The organism is Xenorhabdus griffiniae (assembly GCF_001028135.1).
GTDB classification, from domain to species: Bacteria; Pseudomonadota; Gammaproteobacteria; order Enterobacterales; family Enterobacteriaceae; genus Xenorhabdus; species Xenorhabdus bakwenae.
In genome coordinates this window covers 18,166-36,905 of sequence record NZ_LDNM01000085.1, presented here as the reverse complement: position 1 = coordinate 36,905, position 18,740 = coordinate 18,166, and the positions used below count along the sequence as shown (strand labels likewise).

The following is an 18,740-nucleotide window of genomic DNA, read 5'->3' as shown; positions in this document are numbered from 1 at the left end:
GTTTAAAATTGGCAAAAATACCCAATGTGTGAGAAAGCAGTTTTCTGGCAATTCGGTTACTCAAATGCCACAAATCCCGTGCCCAGCACTTCTCGATAGCAAATTGTCCGGCGAGTTGACCAATCACGGTTTCAATTAAACGGCGTTTGGCGTTAATGACCCTTCTCGTTTTTCTGGGGATGGGATCATCCCTATTGGCACGCACTGGGGTAATCATTTCAATACCCTCTGCCTTCATTTCCTGTTTAAATTCAACGCCTAAATACCCTTTATCACCCAGCAAATAGCCTTTTATCGAACCGATCACATCCCAGGTTGCTTCACGCTCACTGACATTGGCGGGCGTCAGCGTAAACCCGGTTACCACGCCGATTTCGTCTATTATGAGATGTCCTTTGAAGCCGTAGTAAGTTTCGTTTTTGGCGGCACAGTACCCATAATCGGCTTGTCCTTTGAAGTTGGCACTACCTTTTGCTCTTTTGAATCCACAGACGGGCAGCGGAAATCCGTCGATAATATGTACCGGCCTGTCGGGCGCGCCCAATAACCTCGCCAGCTTTTCTTGCAGTTGTTGTTTAACAACCCAAAGATTCGAAATCTGTTTAGCGAAATTGGCGCGCGAACCTAGCCCCGGAAACCACTCGCGCCAGTGGTCATTAAAGTACGTCCAAATGCCTTTATCCGTTGAAAAGCCTAAAAATTCACCCACCACTTCCATCGTGATGGCTTCCGCATCGCTCAGCTTAGGTGAGAATCCTCGGCTTCTGAACCGTGTACCTTGCTGTAATGCCGTTAAGTTTTCATCTACCCAACCAGAACACCCAAATGATAAAATCTTGCTGTGACATAGCCTTTTGTTCCTTTATTTCTTTCAGTCTGGTCACTTAAAGTTATAAAGGAGCGGCTATGTCATTTCAACTCTCCTCGAAAGTCGAGCATCGCGTTATATAAATATGTATCCATCTCCACGCTGCGTGGCTTGTTCAAGTTCATAGATAGCTCGAAAGAGGAACATCTCACGGTTTTTTGCATCAAACGGAACCGGTACACTTTTTCTAATCACCGTCTTGATACTGTCGAATAGCTTAATCAGTGACACTTTTGTTTGCTCGTCTGGTATGACGTACATAGCATAGTGCCAGTGTCCAGCGTCACTGGCTGCCAGGTGACTGTTAATGATGTTGATAAACTGGCTTAACGTACAATAAGTTCCGATCTCCAAGCTGACCCCTACTTCATCCTCACGCAGAAGCTGTTTCAACTGAGCTTCCAGTTCTTTTATCTGATCCATTAAATAGTGGTAGTGCTGCTGTAGTTTCAGCAATAACTGATTAAGATATAAAGGTAAGCTATGGTCATCAAGAATAGTGCTGAGCCGACTGATAACCGCCGCACCTTTCGGAACGCTGATACCAAATTCCAGCAAGAAAGCATGCATTTGGTTAGTCGTTTTACCTTATCTTGCACCAAATATTCCCTAACCCGATGCAAGCCTATTCAGACGCCGGATAGATTCAAGCAAGCCAACATATCTTCAATTTCAATATTACAAAAACGGGAGTGACCATAGATTCCATTTTCCAAGCGGATCCCTATTTGATTTTATTATTGAATATTTTTACTTAAGCCGTTAATCTGAAAACGCTAAACCATGAAACTAGAGTAATATTATTTCATATTTAAAATTATAAATATGAGAAAGAATAATTAATCAGGATGATTTTCAGAAAGTAGTGTATGAATTGTTCAGTAGAGAATTTGATTAGGCCGCTAATAAAATTTTGGGAAATTAGTAGTGATCCGTGGGGTGCGAAAGATCATACTTCAAAATTTATATATGCTAATAAAAAATATCATAAATTACTCTCCCTTCCTAAAGGATATGATGTAGAAGGCCATTTTGATGGTGAACTTCCAGCATCAACGGCAAAATTTCAGGATGAATTTCAGAAACACGACAGGAAAGTTGAAACATTATTAGATCGGGTTACCTCTATTGAAATTCATCCTTTTCAAAATCTAACCTACCTTCAACCCTGGTATTTCGATAAATTTCCATTAATTGATGAAAATGGGACATGCAGAGGCACCATTTTCCATGGAAGACCAGTAGATACTATAACACTAGAAAAGCTAAACAAAATAAATATACAAACATCATTAGTTTTTACACCTCCATCAGAGTTTTTTAGTAAAAGAGAATGGGAAATAGTGTTTTATATTCTGCAAGGATTTTCTACTAAAGATATCGCTGAAAGGTTATTTCTGTCCAACAGAACAATCTCCAATTACATCCAAAAATTGTATCAAAAAACAGGGGTGAAATGTAAGAAAGATTTGGTTGGATATTGTTATGAAAATAACATAGCTAACTATATCCCTGAAAATTTTTTCAGGGAATCACAGTCTATCACTTTTGCATAGTAATTATTCATATATATCTGAAAAACGAGTCCTATCATGGGATAGATGGGACTCTGGGCATAAAAATATTAATTTTACATTTTCATAAGCGACAAGTTGATGTGCGGTATTTGGATAAATACAAAAAATATCCCCCTGAGAAAATTGCCTTTTTTGGATATTATTAACTTCATTATCTAATACTTCACCTGTCCAGATTTCTCCATCACCAGAAAGTATTATATACCATTCATCTCCGATACTGTGGTTATGACACCCTACTCTCTTTCCTGCATTAATAACTGTCGCATAAGCGTTTAGTCCTTCTTTTTTTATCATCTGTCTGACTGAAATACCAACAGCATCATCTTTGATCGCATCTTCTGTAGAAAAACTAGCGAACTCTATCACAATTACATCCTTATATTTTAATATGAGTACTTTTTACTCTTTGTTAGGCTAGGTATTTAAATTTAACATTAATACATCTGCAAAAAAATAAATTTTTACAATTATCATAATCTTGTCTCATTTATTTTAAATAACATTACCCTTTTTGCTTACACCAGGGAAAACACATTCATTGGGATCGTCTCAGAAAACGGAAAATAAAGCACAATAGAAAAAGCCCCAAATAGAGCTGTCTCTTGAACTATGAAATATGAGCAAGAGACAGGTCTTCATCCGGGATTAAAGTTGACAAAATCTATGTCGAACAGGCCAGTGCGAAAGACATCAACCGGCCACAACTTCAGGATATGCTTCAACAGGTCAGAACCGGCGACACGATTGTCGTTCACTCCATCGATCGGTTACGCCGCAGCAATATGATGGATATGTGTAACCTGACCCTGCGCTTACGTCAGTAAGGTATTACACTGATATTCCTGAAAGAACAGCTCATTTTCAATGCTAATGAGAGCACGCCCATGCAAGAGCTGCTACTGCATATGATGTCGGCCTTTAGTCAGTTTGGGGCCCGCTTGGAAAACGGAAAACATCCCACGCTAAGACTGTTTTTCAAACAGGTCGGGGTTAGCAGGCAGCTTTGAGCGAACAATGGATATTCAAAAAGCGAATATCTGAGTGATATGTGTATTAGCTTTAGGAAACCTGCAAAAAGTTTGCAACCGGTCGATTTCCTACATTAAGGAGAGCATAAAAATCTGTGGGCATTCTGTTAAACCGGCGATAGAATAAGCAACCAAACGTATTTATTTGGCGCTTCACCATGAAATCCTATATCGTGAAAATTACCCTTCTAGGTATCAGTCCTATGGTCTGGCGCCGATTCAGGCTATCAGGCGAGACATCTTTAGCGGCTTTTCATTACATCATTCAGATTGCGCAAGGATGGCAGGATGATCACCTGCATCAATTCCGTATTTAGGGCAAAAATTACGGCATTTCCTACACCGGTGGGATCGGGTTTCCTGACAACCCCTACAAAATTACGCTTAATGACTTTGAATTTGATGCCGGTGATCGTTTTACCTATGAATACAACTTCTTCGAGCACTGGCTGCACGATATCCGTATTGAAACCATTCTCGAAAATTCTCACCTGACGTCCCCTTTTTGTTTGGCCGGAAACAGAATGCCCAGCGCGATGTTAGCCGATGAAGCTGATAAAACGCTGGCATTGCTTGACGCGATTATTCATGCTGATGATACGACAACGGTCGGAGAGATCCGTCCATTGGTTGAGGCACTTGATGCCGTCAGATTCAACCGGGCAAAGGTTAACCGCCAATTGAGCAAACTTGACCTTGATTCACCGGAACTGGAACCCATCGTAATAGGGCTGTAGCGGATAGGGTGATCGGTATCCATAAAGGTATACTTTTAAGTAAATAGAGATCTCTGTCCTTAAATTGTCTCTAAAGGTGGTATAAGTTTGGGTTTAGAGAATATTATGAAAACCTCTATGACCTTTATGGATTATTCTATGATTTATGCTTACATTCGTATCAGTTCTGCTGAGCAGAATTCTGCACGGCAAGAAATTGCGATTCAAAATTCAGGTTATAATGTCAAAACAGTTTTTACTGATATTGCCAGCGGCAAAGATACGCATCGACCCAATTTACAACAATTATTAGCATTACTCGTATCTGGAGATACGTTAGTTGTTCACTCTATTGATCGCTTATGCCGTAATATGATGGATATGTGTTATTTAACGTTAGATCTGAAACAGCGAGGGATTTCACTCATTTTTCTCAAAGAAAATATTTGCTTTTCAGCGAATGAAAACAATCCATTACAAGAACTTCAATTGCATATGATGTCCGCATTTAGTCAATTTGAACGAGCTCTGATTAGGGAACGCCAAGCGGAAGGAATTGCTGCTAAAAAACATCGAGGGGAACAAACGGGTCGCCCTCCTGCAGATAAACGTAAGGTTGTAATGGTTGATGAATTAAAAGCGAAAGGCATTCGTCTTAAATTAGCCTGTGATAAAGTTGGAATAGGTGTTTCAACTTACTATAAGTTAAGGAAAAAATAATCCATTAACTTTGGAGGTCGTATGATGAAGATCGTAGTGACAGCAAAGGTAATACACGATGATGGTTCCGCCTATCAAGAAACATTATTGACGTTACAGAAAACCGCCGAACAAGATGAACCTTTGGGGTTATCCCTCAACGAATCAAAGATATTACTCAATAGCGCTCAATTAGCCATCATACAGGCCCAAAGCCAATTCTATATGCAAGCGCATCGAAAGTGCCCACACTGTCATCAATGTCGTCAAATAAAAGATTATCAGACCCGCCATTATCATACTTTATTTGGGGTTATTCCGATTAAAGGACTTCGACTTTACCGCTGTAACTGTGAGGCTAATAATACAAAATCAGTTAGTTTGCTCAGTGAATGGCTACCCGAAAATACCCATCCCGAACTAAAATATATTGAGGCTAAATGGGCCTCATTGATGTCTTATGATCTTACCGTAGATAGATTGAAAGATATTTTACCGATCAATAAAGCGCTAAATGCCTCCACAGTGCGTAATCACTTAATCGGCGTCGCTAAACGACAAGAAGCTGAGTTAGCCGAGCAACCCGATTTTCTCGATAAATCCGCTTATGACAATGAGCAGTTGCCCCGCCCAGGAAAACCGATGGTGATTGGGTTTGATGGTGGTTACGTCCGAGATTGCCATAACCGGAAAAACAATTTTGAAATCATTACAGGAAAAGCTTACGCTGAAAATATTCAAGCGAAACGGTTTGGCTATGTTCACACATTTGAAAACAACCCAAGAAAACGCTTGCTTTCTGTACTCAATGCTCAAGGGATGCAAACTAACCAACATATATCATTTTTGTCGGATGGGGCAGATAATCTAAGAATGATGCAAATCGGTATTTACCCAGAAGCTGAGCATATTTTAGATTGGTTTCATATTAGTATGCGCCTAACAGTGCTTAACCAGTGCGCTAAAGGTATTGGCTCACTATCCTCAAGTATTGGTATAAAATTAAGAGATTTACTTGAAAAAACAAAATGGTACTTATGGCATGGTAATACCGATGAGGCGTTAGAACAGCTCGATAGCTGTTCATGTATTTGTGATAATGAAGAAGATACTAAAAACAATAAAAACAATAAAAACAATAAAAACAATAAAAACAATAAAAACAATAAAAACAATAAAAACAATAAAAAAATGGTCAGGTATTTAGCGGAAATAATCACTTACATTGGTAATAATCAGGGTATGATCCCCAATTATGGGGAAAGGTATCGCTATGGTGAACCCATTTCAACGGCATTTGTGGAATCAACAGTGAATGAAGTCATTGCAAAACGGATGGCAAAAAAACAGCAAATGCAGTGGAGCCAAGAAGGCGCGCATTACCTTTTACAAACTCGAGTAGCCGTTTTAAATGATGAGTTAGAGAGTATATTTCGCCGTTGGTATCCTAAATTGAATAACACAGCGTTAGATGCAATGGCAGCGTAAATACCCCATACTTTTTTATGCTCTCCCTTACAAGGCATTCAGAGAGCTGGGAAAGGCGATAAAAACTATTTTTTTGTGTCATTATCTGAATGATGAAGCATTGCGCCGGGAAATTAACGAAGGGCTTAACGTGGTTGAACAATGGAATGGGGCAACTGATTCTGTTTTCTTTGCACGCCGGGGTGAAATGGTGAGTAACCGCCGTGAAGATCATGAGATCAGTATGCTGGCACTGCACCTGCTCCAAAACTGCATGATTTACATCAACACGCTGATAATTCAGGAAGTATTGTCCCAACCTCATTGGGAAAGGAAATTTACGCTCCGAGATTATGCTGCTTTGACGCCATTGATATGGGAACACGTCAATCCATATGGACGTTTCGACCTTGATATGAATGCCCGTCTTAACCTTCCATAATCGAAATGGCGGCTGGTGACACGACTGTTGGGTCTACCCCAATTAAGCGTGCTTATCAGATGGCGGTGAGAACCACTCAATCGCCACAATTCCCCGTAACCTGAGTTGTTAAACTAGTTTATCCAGCTCTCGCCAAATCCATGCCCCACACTTTTTTACGTTCTCCGATAACGCACCATCGTATCCATATTGGTCTGCTGGAAAGCATGGCCCATGTGCAGGCTGCCGGTGACGTTCGGCGGTGGAATAACGATACAGAAGCTATCCTTGCTGGTATCGCCATGTGGTTTGAAATAACCGCTGTTTTCCCAGTGGCTGTATAAAGGTTGCTCAATCTCTGCCGGGTTATAGGTCTTATCGAGAGAGGGGGGCACGTATTCAATCCGTTGAACTGCCTTACATGTCGTCGCGGTTGGAGTTTTTTAAAACTCGGACAACGGCATTAATACTGATATGTAATGTACGGGCAGTATCACGGATACCTGCGTTGTTCATAGCAAGATCAACAACGTGTTCTTTTATGCCCGCCTGGCACGTCCGATAGGCGTATTCAAGTTGAAAGGTTCGTTTGCAGGAGAAACAGCGATAGCGTTGATGCCCTGCATCGCCTTTACCGTGTTTTTTGACGAATTCTGTTTGTTGGCAAAATCGACATTTTACCTCAACCGTTGCCATTTAATTTCTCCGAAAAAAGGGGAGTTATACATCACCATCAACGGGTTGAATACGTTACCGACGAAGTCTATCACTTCATGGAAAGTTGTGATAAAAACATTATTCTATTAGTAAGATAGATATCTTAGATTTTCCTTTCCCCCCTGATTTTTTTTGTATTTCATATTTTGATATTTCATTTATATTATTTACATGAGTACCACCACATGGAATGATAATATCATCAAACTCCCAATAAAAAACCTCATCACTTGTTAGTTCTGGAGTCATTTTTATGAAACCATTAGTTTTTAATTTTGATAAAACTTTACTTTTTATTTTTTCAAAAATATCATCAGGGATACTATTATTAATAGAAAATGTTGCTTTATGTTCATTAATAGAACACCCTTTTAAAAACAAATCTTGGTCAATTTCTCTGAAGCATTCAGTTATCCCATAAAATAAAAAATGGGATAGCGTATGATTTTTCATTATTTTATATCTTCTTTCCCAATCTATTTGCATGGCTACTTTTTCACCAACGCTAAATTTCACTTTTTCATTAAACGTGTGAATTATTCTTGTATTTATTTTTACAGATGGAATGTTTGAACATTTTTCATTTTTAACAACTTTATATTCTCCAAGTATTTTTTGGACATTTGTAACACTCAATCCATTAATTATACCTGTATCATAAATTTGTCCGCCTGATTCAGCATAGAATATTGTTTCATCAAAAATTGCAATATTATCTTCTGCATATAGTACTCTGGCATCATGCGTTTTTTGATATGGTTCTTGATTATAGATGCGTATTGTTGGAGGGAGTTTATAGATTTCATTTAAGTTCATAACGTTTTCTCTGTATTTAATAAATACTATATAATTAACATGAAAATAGATTTTTTTGAATATAAAAATGATCATTTGTTCTTTTTAAGTGTATTAGCTCAAACTCGATCTGACAGGTACCGACTATTTATACAGGGGGTCTGTCGCATTAAGCAGGTAACCCTTCACCAGTCCCCCCTTGACATAAAAATGTGACACATATCACTCGATCCCTTTTTACTGGTTGCTTGATCCTGCCAGCCTGATAATTTTTCTACCCATGAAAAAGAAAAAACAATTTACTGCTGAACCCCCTCAAGTGGGTAACATCCTCGAAGCGAATGCGCTTATTCGGGAACTTTGGGTTAAACTTCGCGAATACGAGGATCGACTTGCTTAGAATTCGCGTAATTCCTCACGCTCTACGTCCAGCGATACACCACAGGCGCGAGCTGAATGGCTAAAGTTAAAAGCCCTCGTCGCCGAAATCAGGCTGGTGCTCAGCCTGGCCACACAGGGCATCGCAGACCTCTGAGTGAACTTAAACCGACGGACACCGTGATCTGCTGTCTGCCGGATGAGGCTTGTGCTGTCTGTAGTGGACATGTTGAACTCAACCCCCAACCGACTTCCCGCCATCAGGTTTTTGAGTTGCCCAAAGCCGCGTTAGATATTACCGAATATCAGCTTTTTCATGGGCGTTGCCAACATTGTCATCACTCCGTTCGGGCGGCATTACCTGCAGATGCTCCTTCGGGACAAACGGGCCCTCGTCTGATGAGTTATATGGCGACGTTGGCTGGGCAATGTCACTTGAGTATCAGCAATCTCGGAGGTACAAGGGCGTGTTAGTTCATACCTCACGCCACTGCATCAGGCGCTCGGACATCAAGTCAGACAATCGGCCGTTGTCCATATCGATGAAACCATACACTCGCGTAATGGTGAAGCCAAAACCCATTGGATTTGGTTAGCCAGTGGGAGTCAGGCAGTTTATCAGTAACCGCCCAATTAACCCCACCTACCTGAAAAACAGTAACATTGGGCGACGGTGTTGGATGAGCAGAAACAGAGCATGCTCACCGTGACTGCGTTTTGCCAGCAGCGTGAAATTAATCTGGCGACGTTTTACTATTGGGCTAGAAAATTACGGCAGCCGTCTGAACGTCAACGTTTACATCCTGTGGTACTGGATGATTTGCATCATACCGGCTCAGTGGTGGCACTCTGCCTGCCCAACTGGATACGAGCGGAATTACCAACAGGATTATCTGCCGCTCAGATCCGCCACTGGCTTGAGGCGCTGCAATGATAGTCGACTCGAACGGCAATACGGTTGATTTATTGTTGACCACTCACCGTGATAAGGCGGCTGTACTACGTTTCTTTAAAAAAGCGATGCGTCAGCATGGTCAGCCTAAGGTGGTTACGATGGATAAAAGCTGCGCCAATAAAGCCGTAGTAGACGAGTTAAACGAAGGAAAATCCAAAGAAGAAGCCATTGTTATCCGACAAAGTAAGTACCTCAATAACCTGATTGAACAGGATCATCGCAACGTCAAACGCCGGATAGTCCCCATGCTGGGTTTCAACAATTTCAGCAGGGCACAGACCTTGCTGACAGGGATTGAATTGGTTTGCATGTTACGTAAAGGACAATACCCGCAAGAACCGATGTGTCCAATTTCACCTGCGGCTTTTTTCTATTAACGGGTTGCATAACAATCGTTCAATTCACTTTTGCTCGTCATCTCTTCGTTAATGCGACAGAACCCGACAGAGTCCTATATTATCTTCTTTTAATTTATTAAAGTTATAATTATTATTGTTAATAATTTATTAAAAATAAAATAAGTGGGATTGCAAATATTTATTTTTAATACTACTTGCCTTAAAAATAAAACACATATACCATAACAAAAAAACATAATAATAGTCAGAAAAGTTGGTTCAAATGAATTCTGTATAATTTAATTTCTATATTATCAATATGTGATTTATTTATATTTTAACGCCATTCTCGACTTTTTTATGAGTTGAAATGACATAGCCGCTCCTTTATAACTTTAAATCGAAAGAAATAGATAAATAAAGGAACAAAAGGCTATGTCATAACAAGATTTTATCATTTGGTTTTTTTGTTGGGTAGAAGATAATTTAGCAGAGTTGCAGCAAAACCAGCGATTCAGAATCCGGGGATATCCGCCTAAACTGAGCGATGCGGAAGCCATCACGATGGACGTAGTGGGTGAATTTTTAGAATTCTTAACAGATAAAGATTTAGATGTACTTTCGTGACCACTGGCGTGAGTGGTTTCCGGGGTTAGGTTCACGCGCCAATTTCGCTAAATAGATTTCGAATCTTTGGGTTGTTAAACAACAACTACAAGAAAAGCTGGCGAGGTTATTAGGCGCATTCGACAAGCCGGTACATATTATCGACGAATTTCCGCTGCCTGTCTGTGGATTCAAAAGAGCAAAAGGCAGTGTCAACTTCAGAGGATAAGCCGATTATGGGTACTGCTCCGCTAAACGCTTGGAGATAAAGGGTATTTAGGCGTTGAATTTAAAAAGGAAATGAAGGTGGAGGGCATTGAAATGATTACCCCAGTGCGTGCCAATATGGATGACCTCGTCTCCAAAGAAACGAGAAAGCGCATTGACGCAAAACGGCGTTTCATTGAAACCATTATAGGTCAACTTGCCTAGCAATTTTCTATAGAGAGGTGCTGAACACAACCATCAATTAAATTAGATTTAAAGCAACCAAACACATCCTATCATCAAAATAGTTTAGTATTGTTCGTGTTGTTTTTAATTTAAGCAATCACGCTCTAGCCCTGTAGAATGAGGTGGTAATCGCATATCTTGCGATTAATTTTTTTTTAAAAAAGGTGTATATTGTGAAAATAACTAATTTTATGGGAAACACTCCTTTAGTAAAAATAAAGAATATATATGGTGATAACTATGGTTCCGTTTGGGTTAAAATGGAAGAATTTAATCCAGGTGGAAGTGTTAAATCTAGAGTTGGGTTTCAAATGATATCTGATGCCGAATCATCTGGGAAATTAAAGGAAGGAGATCATTTATTAGAGCCAACAGGGGGAAATACTGGGTTAGGTTTAGCAGTTCCATCTGCTATTAAGGGATATAAACTCACTTTAGTAATTCCCGATAATTTTAGTAAGGAAAAAATTAGCGTGTTAAAGAAATATGGCGCTGAAATAATTTTGTCTGATCATAAAACTGGACCTGGATCACATATAAGATTAGCAAATGAAATTTTACGAAATAGCAATAAATATATTTGTTTGGATCAATTTAGCAACTTATCAAACCCTAAAGCACATTATTTAACAACTGGTATGGAAATAATAAAGCAAATGAATGGAAATATTACGGCATTTATTTGTTCTATTGGGAGTGGAGGTACTATAGTTGGAATTGGAAATAGATTGAAAGAATTTAATAAAAATATAAAAATTTTTGCAGCACAACCTAAGGAATGTGATATTTTAAATGGGGTTTTTAATCCCCATAAAATTGAGGCTACTGCTATAGGAATGATTCCTAATTTTGTAAAAAAAGATAATATAGATGGTGTTATAAGTATTGATTTTGATGAGGTTCAAGAATTAAGACAGCATTTATGTCAAAAAGAAGGTCTTTTTGTAGGCATATCTTCAGGTGCTAATGTACTAGCGGCTTTGAAATTATCCAAGCAATACAAAAAAGAAAATAATATTATTACAGTTGCTCCTGATAGTGGGCGGAGTTATTTATGACTTTTAAAATAAACATGGATTTAAATTTCATAGTTAACGGCATCATTTATAAAATAATACATGATTTTAAAATATTTAATTTAAATGATGAGGATATTAGATATATATCTGAGCAAGCCAAACTTGATGCTATTGCTTTTTCTGAAAAAGATCCATCAGCAAAAAATAATCCAAATTACATTGCAATTTGTTATAGCACATATTTTTCTGTCGTTTGTTATAGAATCGCATCATTGATGTATAAAAAAGAACGTTATGACATTGCTAAATTAATTTCTGAAAAAGCAAAAGTAAAAACGGGCATAGAAATCCATCCTGCATGTAAGATAGGGAAAAGGTTTGTAATTGATCATGGTATGGGAACAGTTATAGGAGAAACATGTGTTATAGGTGATGATTGTTATATTCTACAATCTGTAACATTAGGTGCATCGAAAATAGCAAATAATAAAGATGGGAAAAGGCATCCATCCATAGGGAATAATGTTGAAGTGGCGGGGTTTGTTAATTTAATAGGAAATATAAAAATAGGTGATAATGTTAAAATATCACCTAGAGTGATAGTAAGAGAGTCAATACCCGATAATTCTAAAGTTATTAATATTTCTAACATTGCTGTTGTAAGGTAATTTACTATGTTAAAAATAATAGGAAAGGAAAGCTTTAATATTTTTCTCGTAATCCTATCGATATGTTTTCTTGCTCTTGGCGGAATATTTGTAAAACTTAGTGAATTAGGCCCAGTAAATACTGGGCTTTATAGGGTTTTATTATCTATTCCAATTCTTATTCCATTTTTCTTAAATGAAAGAATAAAAGTAAAAATAAAACCAAAAGAAATTCTATTGATTTTATTTTCTGGTGTATTTCTAGGATTTGATTTATTGCTTTGGAATGTATCTTTTTTTCACACTACAGTTGCAAATGCAAACCTATTAGCAAACTTAGTGCCGTTTACAATAATACCAATATCATTTTTTATATATAAGGAAAAAATCCCTCGTGGATTTTTATTTGGTGTTATTATAACAATAATAGGTGTTTTTCTTCTAATAAAAGGAAAGAATTTTGAAAGTGGATATTCTTTATTTGGTGACTCACTTGCCTTTCTTACGTCTATTTTTTATGGATTATTTTTGTCTGTTGTTTATAAATTAAGAAATAAAATTAGTGCGATATCCATAATGTTTTATAGTGCATTTGGAACTCTGATTGTTTTGTTTCCAGCTGCTTTTATTATCGAAGGAATTTCTATTCCAAAGGAATATAGTGAATGGTGGCCTTTAATATCATTGGCTATATTCTCACAAATACTTGGTCAAGGTGGATTAAGCTATTGTTTAGGAAAAATAACGTCATTGTTAGCATCAGTACTAGTCTTAACTCAACCTGTAATATCAGCAATATATGCTTACTTTATTTTTAATGAGAAAATTTCATTTATTGAAACAATTGCTATACTTATCGTTTTATTTGGTATTTTTTGGTCAAAAAAGACAACAAAATAAAACCACTTAATAAACAACATTATTTATAGGGGGGCGGCCCCCTTATCGGTTTTCAATGAATTAAAAAATTTTTGGTGTTGTACTTCGGAGTTGAACTAGCGTAGTTTTTTCAAAAAACAAAATACAAGCCAAGTCCAAACACTGAATTCAATTTATTTTTATTAGTATGACTTAATTCAGGTTTCTCTTAAAAAGTAGAGATTAAAAATAAATAATACACTAATTAATATTTTCATTAAGGATAATTTATGGGTAACAAACAAAATACACTTCTGTGGGATGAGTTTATTCGTGCAGTTAAACGAGAAGTTAAACCCGCCATAGGATGTACTGAACCAATTTCATTAGCTTTGGCCTCTGCAATAGCAGCATCCTATTTGCCTGGAACTGTTCAGCGTGTTAATGCACTAGTATCGCCTAATTTAATGAAAAATGGCATGGGTGTTACTATACCAGGTACAGGAATGGTCGGTTTGCCAATTGCGGCTATTTTAGGCGCATTAGGAGGAAATCCTAATGCTGGGTTAGAAGTTTTACAGCGAGTACCATCTGCAATTATAGCAGAAAGTAAAATGCTATTGCAGCAGGGAGCTGTTACCGTGAATATTAAGCAACCTTGTGATGATGTTTTATATTCAGAAGTAACAGTATTTCACAAAGATGAATTTGCTACAGTTACTATTTCAGGCAACCACACCCAAGTTGTGAAAATTGTTCATAACAATAAAATTATATTCGAAAAACATATTAAGTCTCCTAAGTATTTATATAAGGATATTAATTTTGAAGAAACATATTGCTTGGAGAAAGCTACTGCTTTACAAATTTATGAGTTCGCAATGAATACTCCATATGAAGATATTAATTTTATCTTGGAAGCAGCTAACATGAATAATGCTCTATCCGAAGAAGGGCTTGCTAAACAATATGGACTACATATTGGTATGACATTACAACGTCAGCGTGACAGAGGATTATTAGCGCAAGATCTCCTTTCTGATATAATGATCCGCACTTCAGCAGCCTCTGATGCACGTATGGGTGGTTCAACTCTACCGGCTATGAGTAATTCAGGTTCTGGGAATCAGGGAATTGCAGCTACAATACCTGTCGTTGTAGTTGCTGAACATTTACAGTGCAATGAAGAACAATTGGCTCGAGCGTTAATGTTATCTCACCTCATAGCAATTTATATTCATAATAAACTACCAACTCTCTCTGCACTTTGCGCCGTAACTACTGCATCGATGGGGGCTGCAGCAGGTATTGCCTGGCTGATAGAAAAACATTATCAACCTGTAGCTATGGCAATTTGCAGCATGATTGGTGATATCAGTGGTATGATCTGTGATGGAGCATCCAATAGTTGTGCAATGAAAGTATCCACTAGTGCCAGTGCAGCCTATAAAGCTGTATTAATGGCCTTGGACAACAGTTATGTTACTGGTAGTGATGGAATTGTTTCCGATGATATTGAAAAATCTATAGATAATTTATGCTCTCTCGCTCGTCATGCTATGCAGCACACTGATACTCAAATCATCGAAATTATGGCAAATAAGGCAAAATTTTCGGTTAATTAATTCAATTGATATCAGTAGGTGAATGTTACATTTCTCAATATGAGACTGTAATTAAAAGTAGCTGACAAGGCAGCAACGCAATTGGTCAGTGAGAAAAACGATTCTGTGAGAGGACGGAGGGAATGATCCCTCCTCCTACTTGATTATATAGAAATAAGAAAGTTAGAAATAAATTTCTTTTTAAAAAAATTAAGCAGAATTTCCGGATCTTAACAAGAATAATCTATCAATAACCATCAACGTAAACATAATAAAAAGAGAAGGTAATAACCATGCTAACTGATGATTTGATAAAGGAATTGTATTAAACCAGCTTGGAATGAAAAATGAGAAATAATCAAACGATTTGACTGCATCAAAAAAACCAAATACAAGGCTGATAGCCATTGTGGGCGCTAAAATAAAAGAAAAATTACCCCAATAATTTCTCGTGAAACTTAATAAAACCAAAATAATACAAGGTGGATAAATTGCGGTTAAAAGAGGAATCGAAAATTGAATCAAGTGATTTAACCCAAGGTTAGATATTATCATGGAAAAAAGGCCAAAAATAATAACTAATTTTTTATAAGATAATGGTAAATAAGAATTAAAAAATTCAGCGCAAGCACAAGTTAAACCTACTGCAGTAACCAAACATGCAATAAAAATTAATATAGCTAAAAAAGCACTACCATATATACCAAATATATATTGCACATAACTCCTTAAAATCACAGCTCCATTTTCTGCTGAAGATAAAAAAGTACCGCTATCTGCACCTAATTTAAACAATGCAAGATATATTAATATCAAAAAAAGACCAGCAATAAAGGTAGCTTTTATTATATATTTATTTAGTAATTTATCTGATTCAATGCCCCTAGAACGTACAGCATTAACTATAATGCTACCAAACATCATAGCAGCTAGAGCATCCATCGTTAAATAACCATTCAAAAATCCACTTATGAATGGATTTTCAGAGTTAGAATCAACTGCTTTTATAGGTTCTCCAACTGGAGCTAAAATAGCTGAAATAGCCAGAATAGCTAAGGCAATAATTTTTATTGGCGCTAGTATATACCCTACATTATCTAACAGTTTCTTAGGATATAGTGATACATAAATAACTAGTAAGAAATATACTATACTATATATTAATAATGGAAACTTACCTTCTTTTGTTATTAAAGCAATACCTAATTCAAAAGACACAGTTGCTGTTCTTGGTATAGCAAAAAGAGGACCCACTGATAAATAACAAATAGTAGCCAACAATAAACCACAGGCTTTACCTATTGGTGAGCTAAGCTCTTTAAGTCCTCCTACCTTAGCCAAAGAAATGATAGTAATTAATGGTAACCCAACACCAGTAATTAAAAATCCTATAGCTGCGAACCAAACATTCCCTCCAGTTTGAAAACCAATTATAGGAGGAAAAATAATATTCCCAGCACCAACAAATAAAGCGAATGTCATAAATCCTAATGCTAATACATCTTTAGATGATAATTTTTTCATTGGAATTAAAATTAACCTGTTTTATATTGGAATGTTTAATTAATTAAACGTTATTAGTAATCATTGGGTTAGTGGAGATGCTCGAAAAACCAAACATTAAAACCAAAAATAACATAATATATTGCTGAGATATGATCCATTGAAATGATTACCTATGCAAATATTAAAAGCAAATATATTTACACTTAATTAAGTGCCAGAGAACATTTAAAAACCAAATTGGTTAATGAAATGCTTTTATGTAATAAAGTATATCTTTACTATTAGCAAATGGAGTAAGAGATTAATTTATAATATTATTCCACTTAGTAAAACTATTCATATGTTATTATGAGTAATTACTATAATACGATTGTCGACTAAAATCTCTACTACCAACACATTTACTATTACATAACTAATATCTATATGAACTCAACAACCACTGACTAAAGTCTGTGGCTGTTGAATCTAGATAACTAGTTAATTTATATTTGCCAGTCTAGATAATGGTCCAGAGATAGTGTGCTGTTAAAAGCACCAGGCTGGCGTAATTCAGCTATAAGCTGACTAATCATTTCATCAGTCGTATGTTCCATAACGAAAAGATGTGCATATTCAATGCCATTTTTGGACTCAGTAGAAAGCGAAAAATCGTCAACAATTTTATTGTTCGGACGACGGAACAGGATGCTAAGGGAAAGCGGTGAGCGATGAGCATGAAGATCCAGACCCAACTCAGTACTTAATGACTGTAATCTCTGATAAATACCTTCGCTCATTTGCAGTCGGCGAACAATCCTTACCATCTGGTCGTTATAAGAATGTCTGGATAGATAGTGCCAAAAAAGCAGTGCCGAAAAACCATTCCTCGAACCAGCTAAAGTAGAATCCTGAGCACCGATATAATCCACACTGAGGAAGTTCAACAAATATTTTTGTTTTGTTAGATAAACGCCAGTCGGCCACGGAGTTCCCATTTCCTTATGTCCGCTGGTTACGATGGAATGAATAGGATTTCTGAAATCAAATGAAGGGAGTCTCCCTTCGCCGATATCAATTCCCTGTTCTCTGGCTTTCTCCAAAAATGGACCATAGGAAGCACCTAACGCACCATCAACGTGAAACCAATAGCCATTTCTGGGGCTTTTAACCATTTTGCCATTTTCCAGTTTAATATTAAGCGTCCTGTCTTTCAGTCCATATCGCTCAAGGATAGGAAGCAGTAGATCAATTGCACCGCTGACATCATCAAATGCGCCTTTAAAGGTCGTACCGTAGTTAAAGTTGATTGCGATAGGAAAACCGCGTGATGCAAAAAATTCTACTAATATACTCAGTTTCGTCAGGTCAACCGAACCTGTTGGGAGAGATGGAACTTTTGTCGGCCATTTTCCATTACTGGTTTCGATAGGACATTGCCCCGGATAACGAGACTCGCCCATTTCAGCAAAAGTAGGTAGTGTCAGAATATCTTTTGCTTTATCAATGGAGTAATGTGTATCCTCGGAGTAAAAAAGCACGGGTGTCAGAGAATTATCATTCCCTTCAATGTTTATTTCTTGATCGACGGAGTTGTTTGCATTAACATCAATCCAGAGAGCTTTTCCAGCTAAATAATCTCGCGCGTTACGCAATGCGTATAAATTACCTTCAGTGCTTCCCATTGATAGCACATAGCCCCAATACCCTTCTCCTAATGTAGAAGTATCTCTGCTAGGTGCATTCCAAAGCTTAGCAAAATAATCCAATACAGCACGCTCAACAGCCTTTGAGTTAACTCTGAGATTGCCTGTAACAAAAGGATCACCCACATTGTTTAACTGAACATCTAAGTATTCACTCAACTCTCGTGAATAGTTAAATTTTTGGTTGGTTTGATAACCTAGAAATTTGTAACGTGTTTTCTTTACATATGAACCCAGCTCTGTCAATGCCTTTTCACGCTCAGTATCTGTTAACCTATTTTCAGATAATGTAAATAGAGATTTATCAATGTTGGCATAGGCTTCATGATTCATGTTTAATCCAAATGTAATAATTAATAATGGTAATCATATGATAAGTTAATTATTTAAATCTTTGCTA

At 37.2% G+C, this 18,740-nt stretch carries 15 protein-coding genes and 10 pseudogenes; 16 read left to right on the top strand and 9 right to left on the bottom strand.

The annotated features are described in order from the left end of the window. The 3 pseudogenes from AAY47_RS15455 to AAY47_RS21355 all read right to left on the bottom strand — a co-directional run. Positions 1-848, bottom strand: a pseudogene (locus AAY47_RS15455) (IS982 family transposase); the annotation flags it as partial. Between the two features lie 95 nt (positions 849-943). Then, positions 944-1,201, bottom strand: a pseudogene (locus AAY47_RS23195) (MobC family mobilization protein); the annotation flags it as partial. A gap of 18 nt (positions 1,202-1,219) precedes the next feature. After that, positions 1,220-1,491, bottom strand: a pseudogene (locus AAY47_RS21355) (IS110 family transposase); the annotation flags it as partial. 246 nt (positions 1,492-1,737) lie between these two features. On the opposite strand from AAY47_RS21355, the gene AAY47_RS15445 reads away from it, so the two are divergent. Then, positions 1,738-2,424, top strand: a complete 687-nt coding sequence (locus AAY47_RS15445; protein ID WP_047771017.1) for a helix-turn-helix transcriptional regulator — start codon at positions 1,738-1,740, stop codon at positions 2,422-2,424. Positions 2,425-2,427: 3 nt separating this feature from the next. On the opposite strand, the gene AAY47_RS15440 is transcribed toward AAY47_RS15445, so the two are convergent. Next, positions 2,428-2,814, bottom strand: coding sequence for a cupin domain-containing protein (locus AAY47_RS15440; protein WP_047771016.1), 387 nt, complete (start codon positions 2,812-2,814; stop codon positions 2,428-2,430). 278 nt (positions 2,815-3,092) lie between these two features. Between AAY47_RS15440 and AAY47_RS22855 the strand changes: the two genes are divergently transcribed. From AAY47_RS22855 to AAY47_RS15415, 6 genes and pseudogenes are all read left to right on the top strand, one after another. After that, complete coding sequence (locus AAY47_RS22855; protein ID WP_255334789.1) at positions 3,093-3,272, top strand: recombinase family protein; 180 nt, start codon at positions 3,093-3,095, stop codon at positions 3,270-3,272. Positions 3,273-3,634: 362 nt separating this feature from the next. Continuing rightward, positions 3,635-3,943: pseudogene (locus AAY47_RS22850) on the top strand (plasmid pRiA4b ORF-3 family protein); the annotation flags it as partial. Between the two features lie 57 nt (positions 3,944-4,000). After that, on the top strand, positions 4,001-4,213 hold the full coding sequence (locus AAY47_RS22845) for a hypothetical protein (RefSeq protein ID WP_047771014.1): 213 nt from the start codon (positions 4,001-4,003) through the stop codon (positions 4,211-4,213). An 87-nt stretch (positions 4,214-4,300) separates the two neighbouring features. Further along, on the top strand, positions 4,301-4,912 hold the full coding sequence (locus AAY47_RS15425) for a recombinase family protein (RefSeq protein WP_235428374.1): 612 nt from the start codon (positions 4,301-4,303) through the stop codon (positions 4,910-4,912). A gap of 24 nt (positions 4,913-4,936) precedes the next feature. Continuing rightward, positions 4,937-6,379 carry an ISKra4 family transposase gene (locus AAY47_RS15420; protein ID WP_047771024.1) on the top strand — a complete coding sequence of 481 codons (1,443 nt, stop codon included), beginning with the start codon at positions 4,937-4,939 and terminating at the stop codon, positions 6,377-6,379. Positions 6,380-6,407: 28 nt separating this feature from the next. Continuing rightward, positions 6,408-6,800 (top strand): annotated as a pseudogene (locus AAY47_RS15415) (Tn3 family transposase); the annotation flags it as partial. 161 nt (positions 6,801-6,961) lie between these two features. Here AAY47_RS15415 and AAY47_RS15410 read toward each other — a convergent pair. The 3 genes and pseudogenes from AAY47_RS15410 to AAY47_RS15400 all read right to left on the bottom strand — a co-directional run. After that, a pseudogene (locus tag AAY47_RS15410) lies at positions 6,962-7,174 on the bottom strand (class I tRNA ligase family protein); the annotation flags it as partial. Between the two features lie 46 nt (positions 7,175-7,220). Then, positions 7,221-7,475: pseudogene (locus tag AAY47_RS15405) on the bottom strand (IS1-like element transposase); the annotation flags it as partial. Positions 7,476-7,574: 99 nt separating this feature from the next. Next, positions 7,575-8,312, bottom strand: coding sequence for an alanine--tRNA ligase-related protein (locus tag AAY47_RS15400; protein WP_047771023.1), 738 nt, complete (start codon positions 8,310-8,312; stop codon positions 7,575-7,577). A gap of 433 nt (positions 8,313-8,745) precedes the next feature. On the opposite strand from AAY47_RS15400, the pseudogene AAY47_RS23345 reads away from it, so the two are divergent. The 9 genes and pseudogenes from AAY47_RS23345 to AAY47_RS15355 all read left to right on the top strand — a co-directional run. Next, positions 8,746-8,826, top strand: a pseudogene (locus tag AAY47_RS23345) (hypothetical protein); the annotation flags it as partial. Between the two features lie 291 nt (positions 8,827-9,117). Continuing rightward, positions 9,118-9,294: an IS66 family transposase gene (locus AAY47_RS23340; RefSeq protein ID WP_083446781.1), complete on the top strand. Its 177-nt coding sequence runs from the start codon at positions 9,118-9,120 to the stop codon at positions 9,292-9,294. Positions 9,295-9,342: 48 nt separating this feature from the next. Continuing rightward, a complete protein-coding gene (gene tnpA / locus AAY47_RS15385) occupies positions 9,343-9,603 on the top strand; it encodes an IS66 family insertion sequence element accessory protein TnpA (protein ID WP_053014300.1) in 261 nt (86 codons plus the stop codon). Positions 9,604-9,605: 2 nt separating this feature from the next. Continuing rightward, positions 9,606-10,001: pseudogene (locus AAY47_RS15380) on the top strand (IS6 family transposase); the annotation flags it as partial. 414 nt (positions 10,002-10,415) lie between these two features. After that, positions 10,416-10,997 (top strand): annotated as a pseudogene (locus tag AAY47_RS23335) (transposase); the annotation flags it as partial. A gap of 197 nt (positions 10,998-11,194) precedes the next feature. Continuing rightward, a complete protein-coding gene (locus tag AAY47_RS15370; RefSeq protein WP_200897795.1) occupies positions 11,195-12,079 on the top strand; it encodes a PLP-dependent cysteine synthase family protein in 885 nt (294 codons plus the stop codon). Further along, positions 12,076-12,708, top strand: a complete 633-nt coding sequence (locus tag AAY47_RS15365) for a serine O-acetyltransferase (RefSeq protein ID WP_047771010.1) — start codon at positions 12,076-12,078, stop codon at positions 12,706-12,708. The genes AAY47_RS15370 and AAY47_RS15365 overlap by 4 nt, the downstream gene beginning before the upstream one ends. 6 nt (positions 12,709-12,714) lie before the next feature. Then, on the top strand, positions 12,715-13,587 hold the full coding sequence (locus tag AAY47_RS15360) for a DMT family transporter (RefSeq protein ID WP_047771009.1): 873 nt from the start codon (positions 12,715-12,717) through the stop codon (positions 13,585-13,587). A 248-nt stretch (positions 13,588-13,835) separates the two neighbouring features. Continuing rightward, a complete protein-coding gene (locus AAY47_RS15355) occupies positions 13,836-15,170 on the top strand; it encodes a serine dehydratase subunit alpha family protein (protein WP_047771008.1) in 1,335 nt (444 codons plus the stop codon). A gap of 189 nt (positions 15,171-15,359) precedes the next feature. On the opposite strand, the gene brnQ is transcribed toward AAY47_RS15355, so the two are convergent. Further along, on the bottom strand, positions 15,360-16,673 hold the full coding sequence (gene brnQ, locus AAY47_RS15350; protein WP_047771007.1) for a branched-chain amino acid transport system II carrier protein: 1,314 nt from the start codon (positions 16,671-16,673) through the stop codon (positions 15,360-15,362). A 467-nt stretch (positions 16,674-17,140) separates the two neighbouring features. Next, positions 17,141-18,673 (bottom strand): pyridoxal-dependent decarboxylase, encoded by a 1,533-nt coding sequence (locus AAY47_RS15345; RefSeq protein WP_047771006.1) that lies wholly within the window; start codon positions 18,671-18,673, stop codon positions 17,141-17,143. Positions 18,674-18,740: the final 67 nt, after the last annotated feature.

Excerpts from the sequence above, each read along its gene's own strand:
- AAY47_RS22845 (WP_047771014.1), top strand. The coding sequence starts at position 4,001 with ATGCCCAGCGCGATGTTAGCCGATGAAGCTGATAAAACGCTGGCATTG.
- AAY47_RS15420 (WP_047771024.1), top strand. The coding sequence starts at position 4,937 with ATGAAGATCGTAGTGACAGCAAAGGTAATACACGATGATGGTTCCGCC.
- AAY47_RS15345 (WP_047771006.1), bottom strand. The coding sequence starts at position 18,673 with ATGAATCATGAAGCCTATGCCAACATTGATAAATCTCTATTTACATTA.
- AAY47_RS15365 (WP_047771010.1), top strand. The coding sequence starts at position 12,076 with ATGACTTTTAAAATAAACATGGATTTAAATTTCATAGTTAACGGCATC.
- AAY47_RS15355 (WP_047771008.1), top strand. The coding sequence starts at position 13,836 with ATGGGTAACAAACAAAATACACTTCTGTGGGATGAGTTTATTCGTGCA.
- AAY47_RS15400 (WP_047771023.1), bottom strand. The coding sequence starts at position 8,312 with ATGAACTTAAATGAAATCTATAAACTCCCTCCAACAATACGCATCTAT.
- AAY47_RS15445 (WP_047771017.1), top strand. The coding sequence starts at position 1,738 with ATGAATTGTTCAGTAGAGAATTTGATTAGGCCGCTAATAAAATTTTGG.
- brnQ (WP_047771007.1), bottom strand. The coding sequence starts at position 16,673 with ATGAAAAAATTATCATCTAAAGATGTATTAGCATTAGGATTTATGACA.
- AAY47_RS15360 (WP_047771009.1), top strand. The coding sequence starts at position 12,715 with ATGTTAAAAATAATAGGAAAGGAAAGCTTTAATATTTTTCTCGTAATC.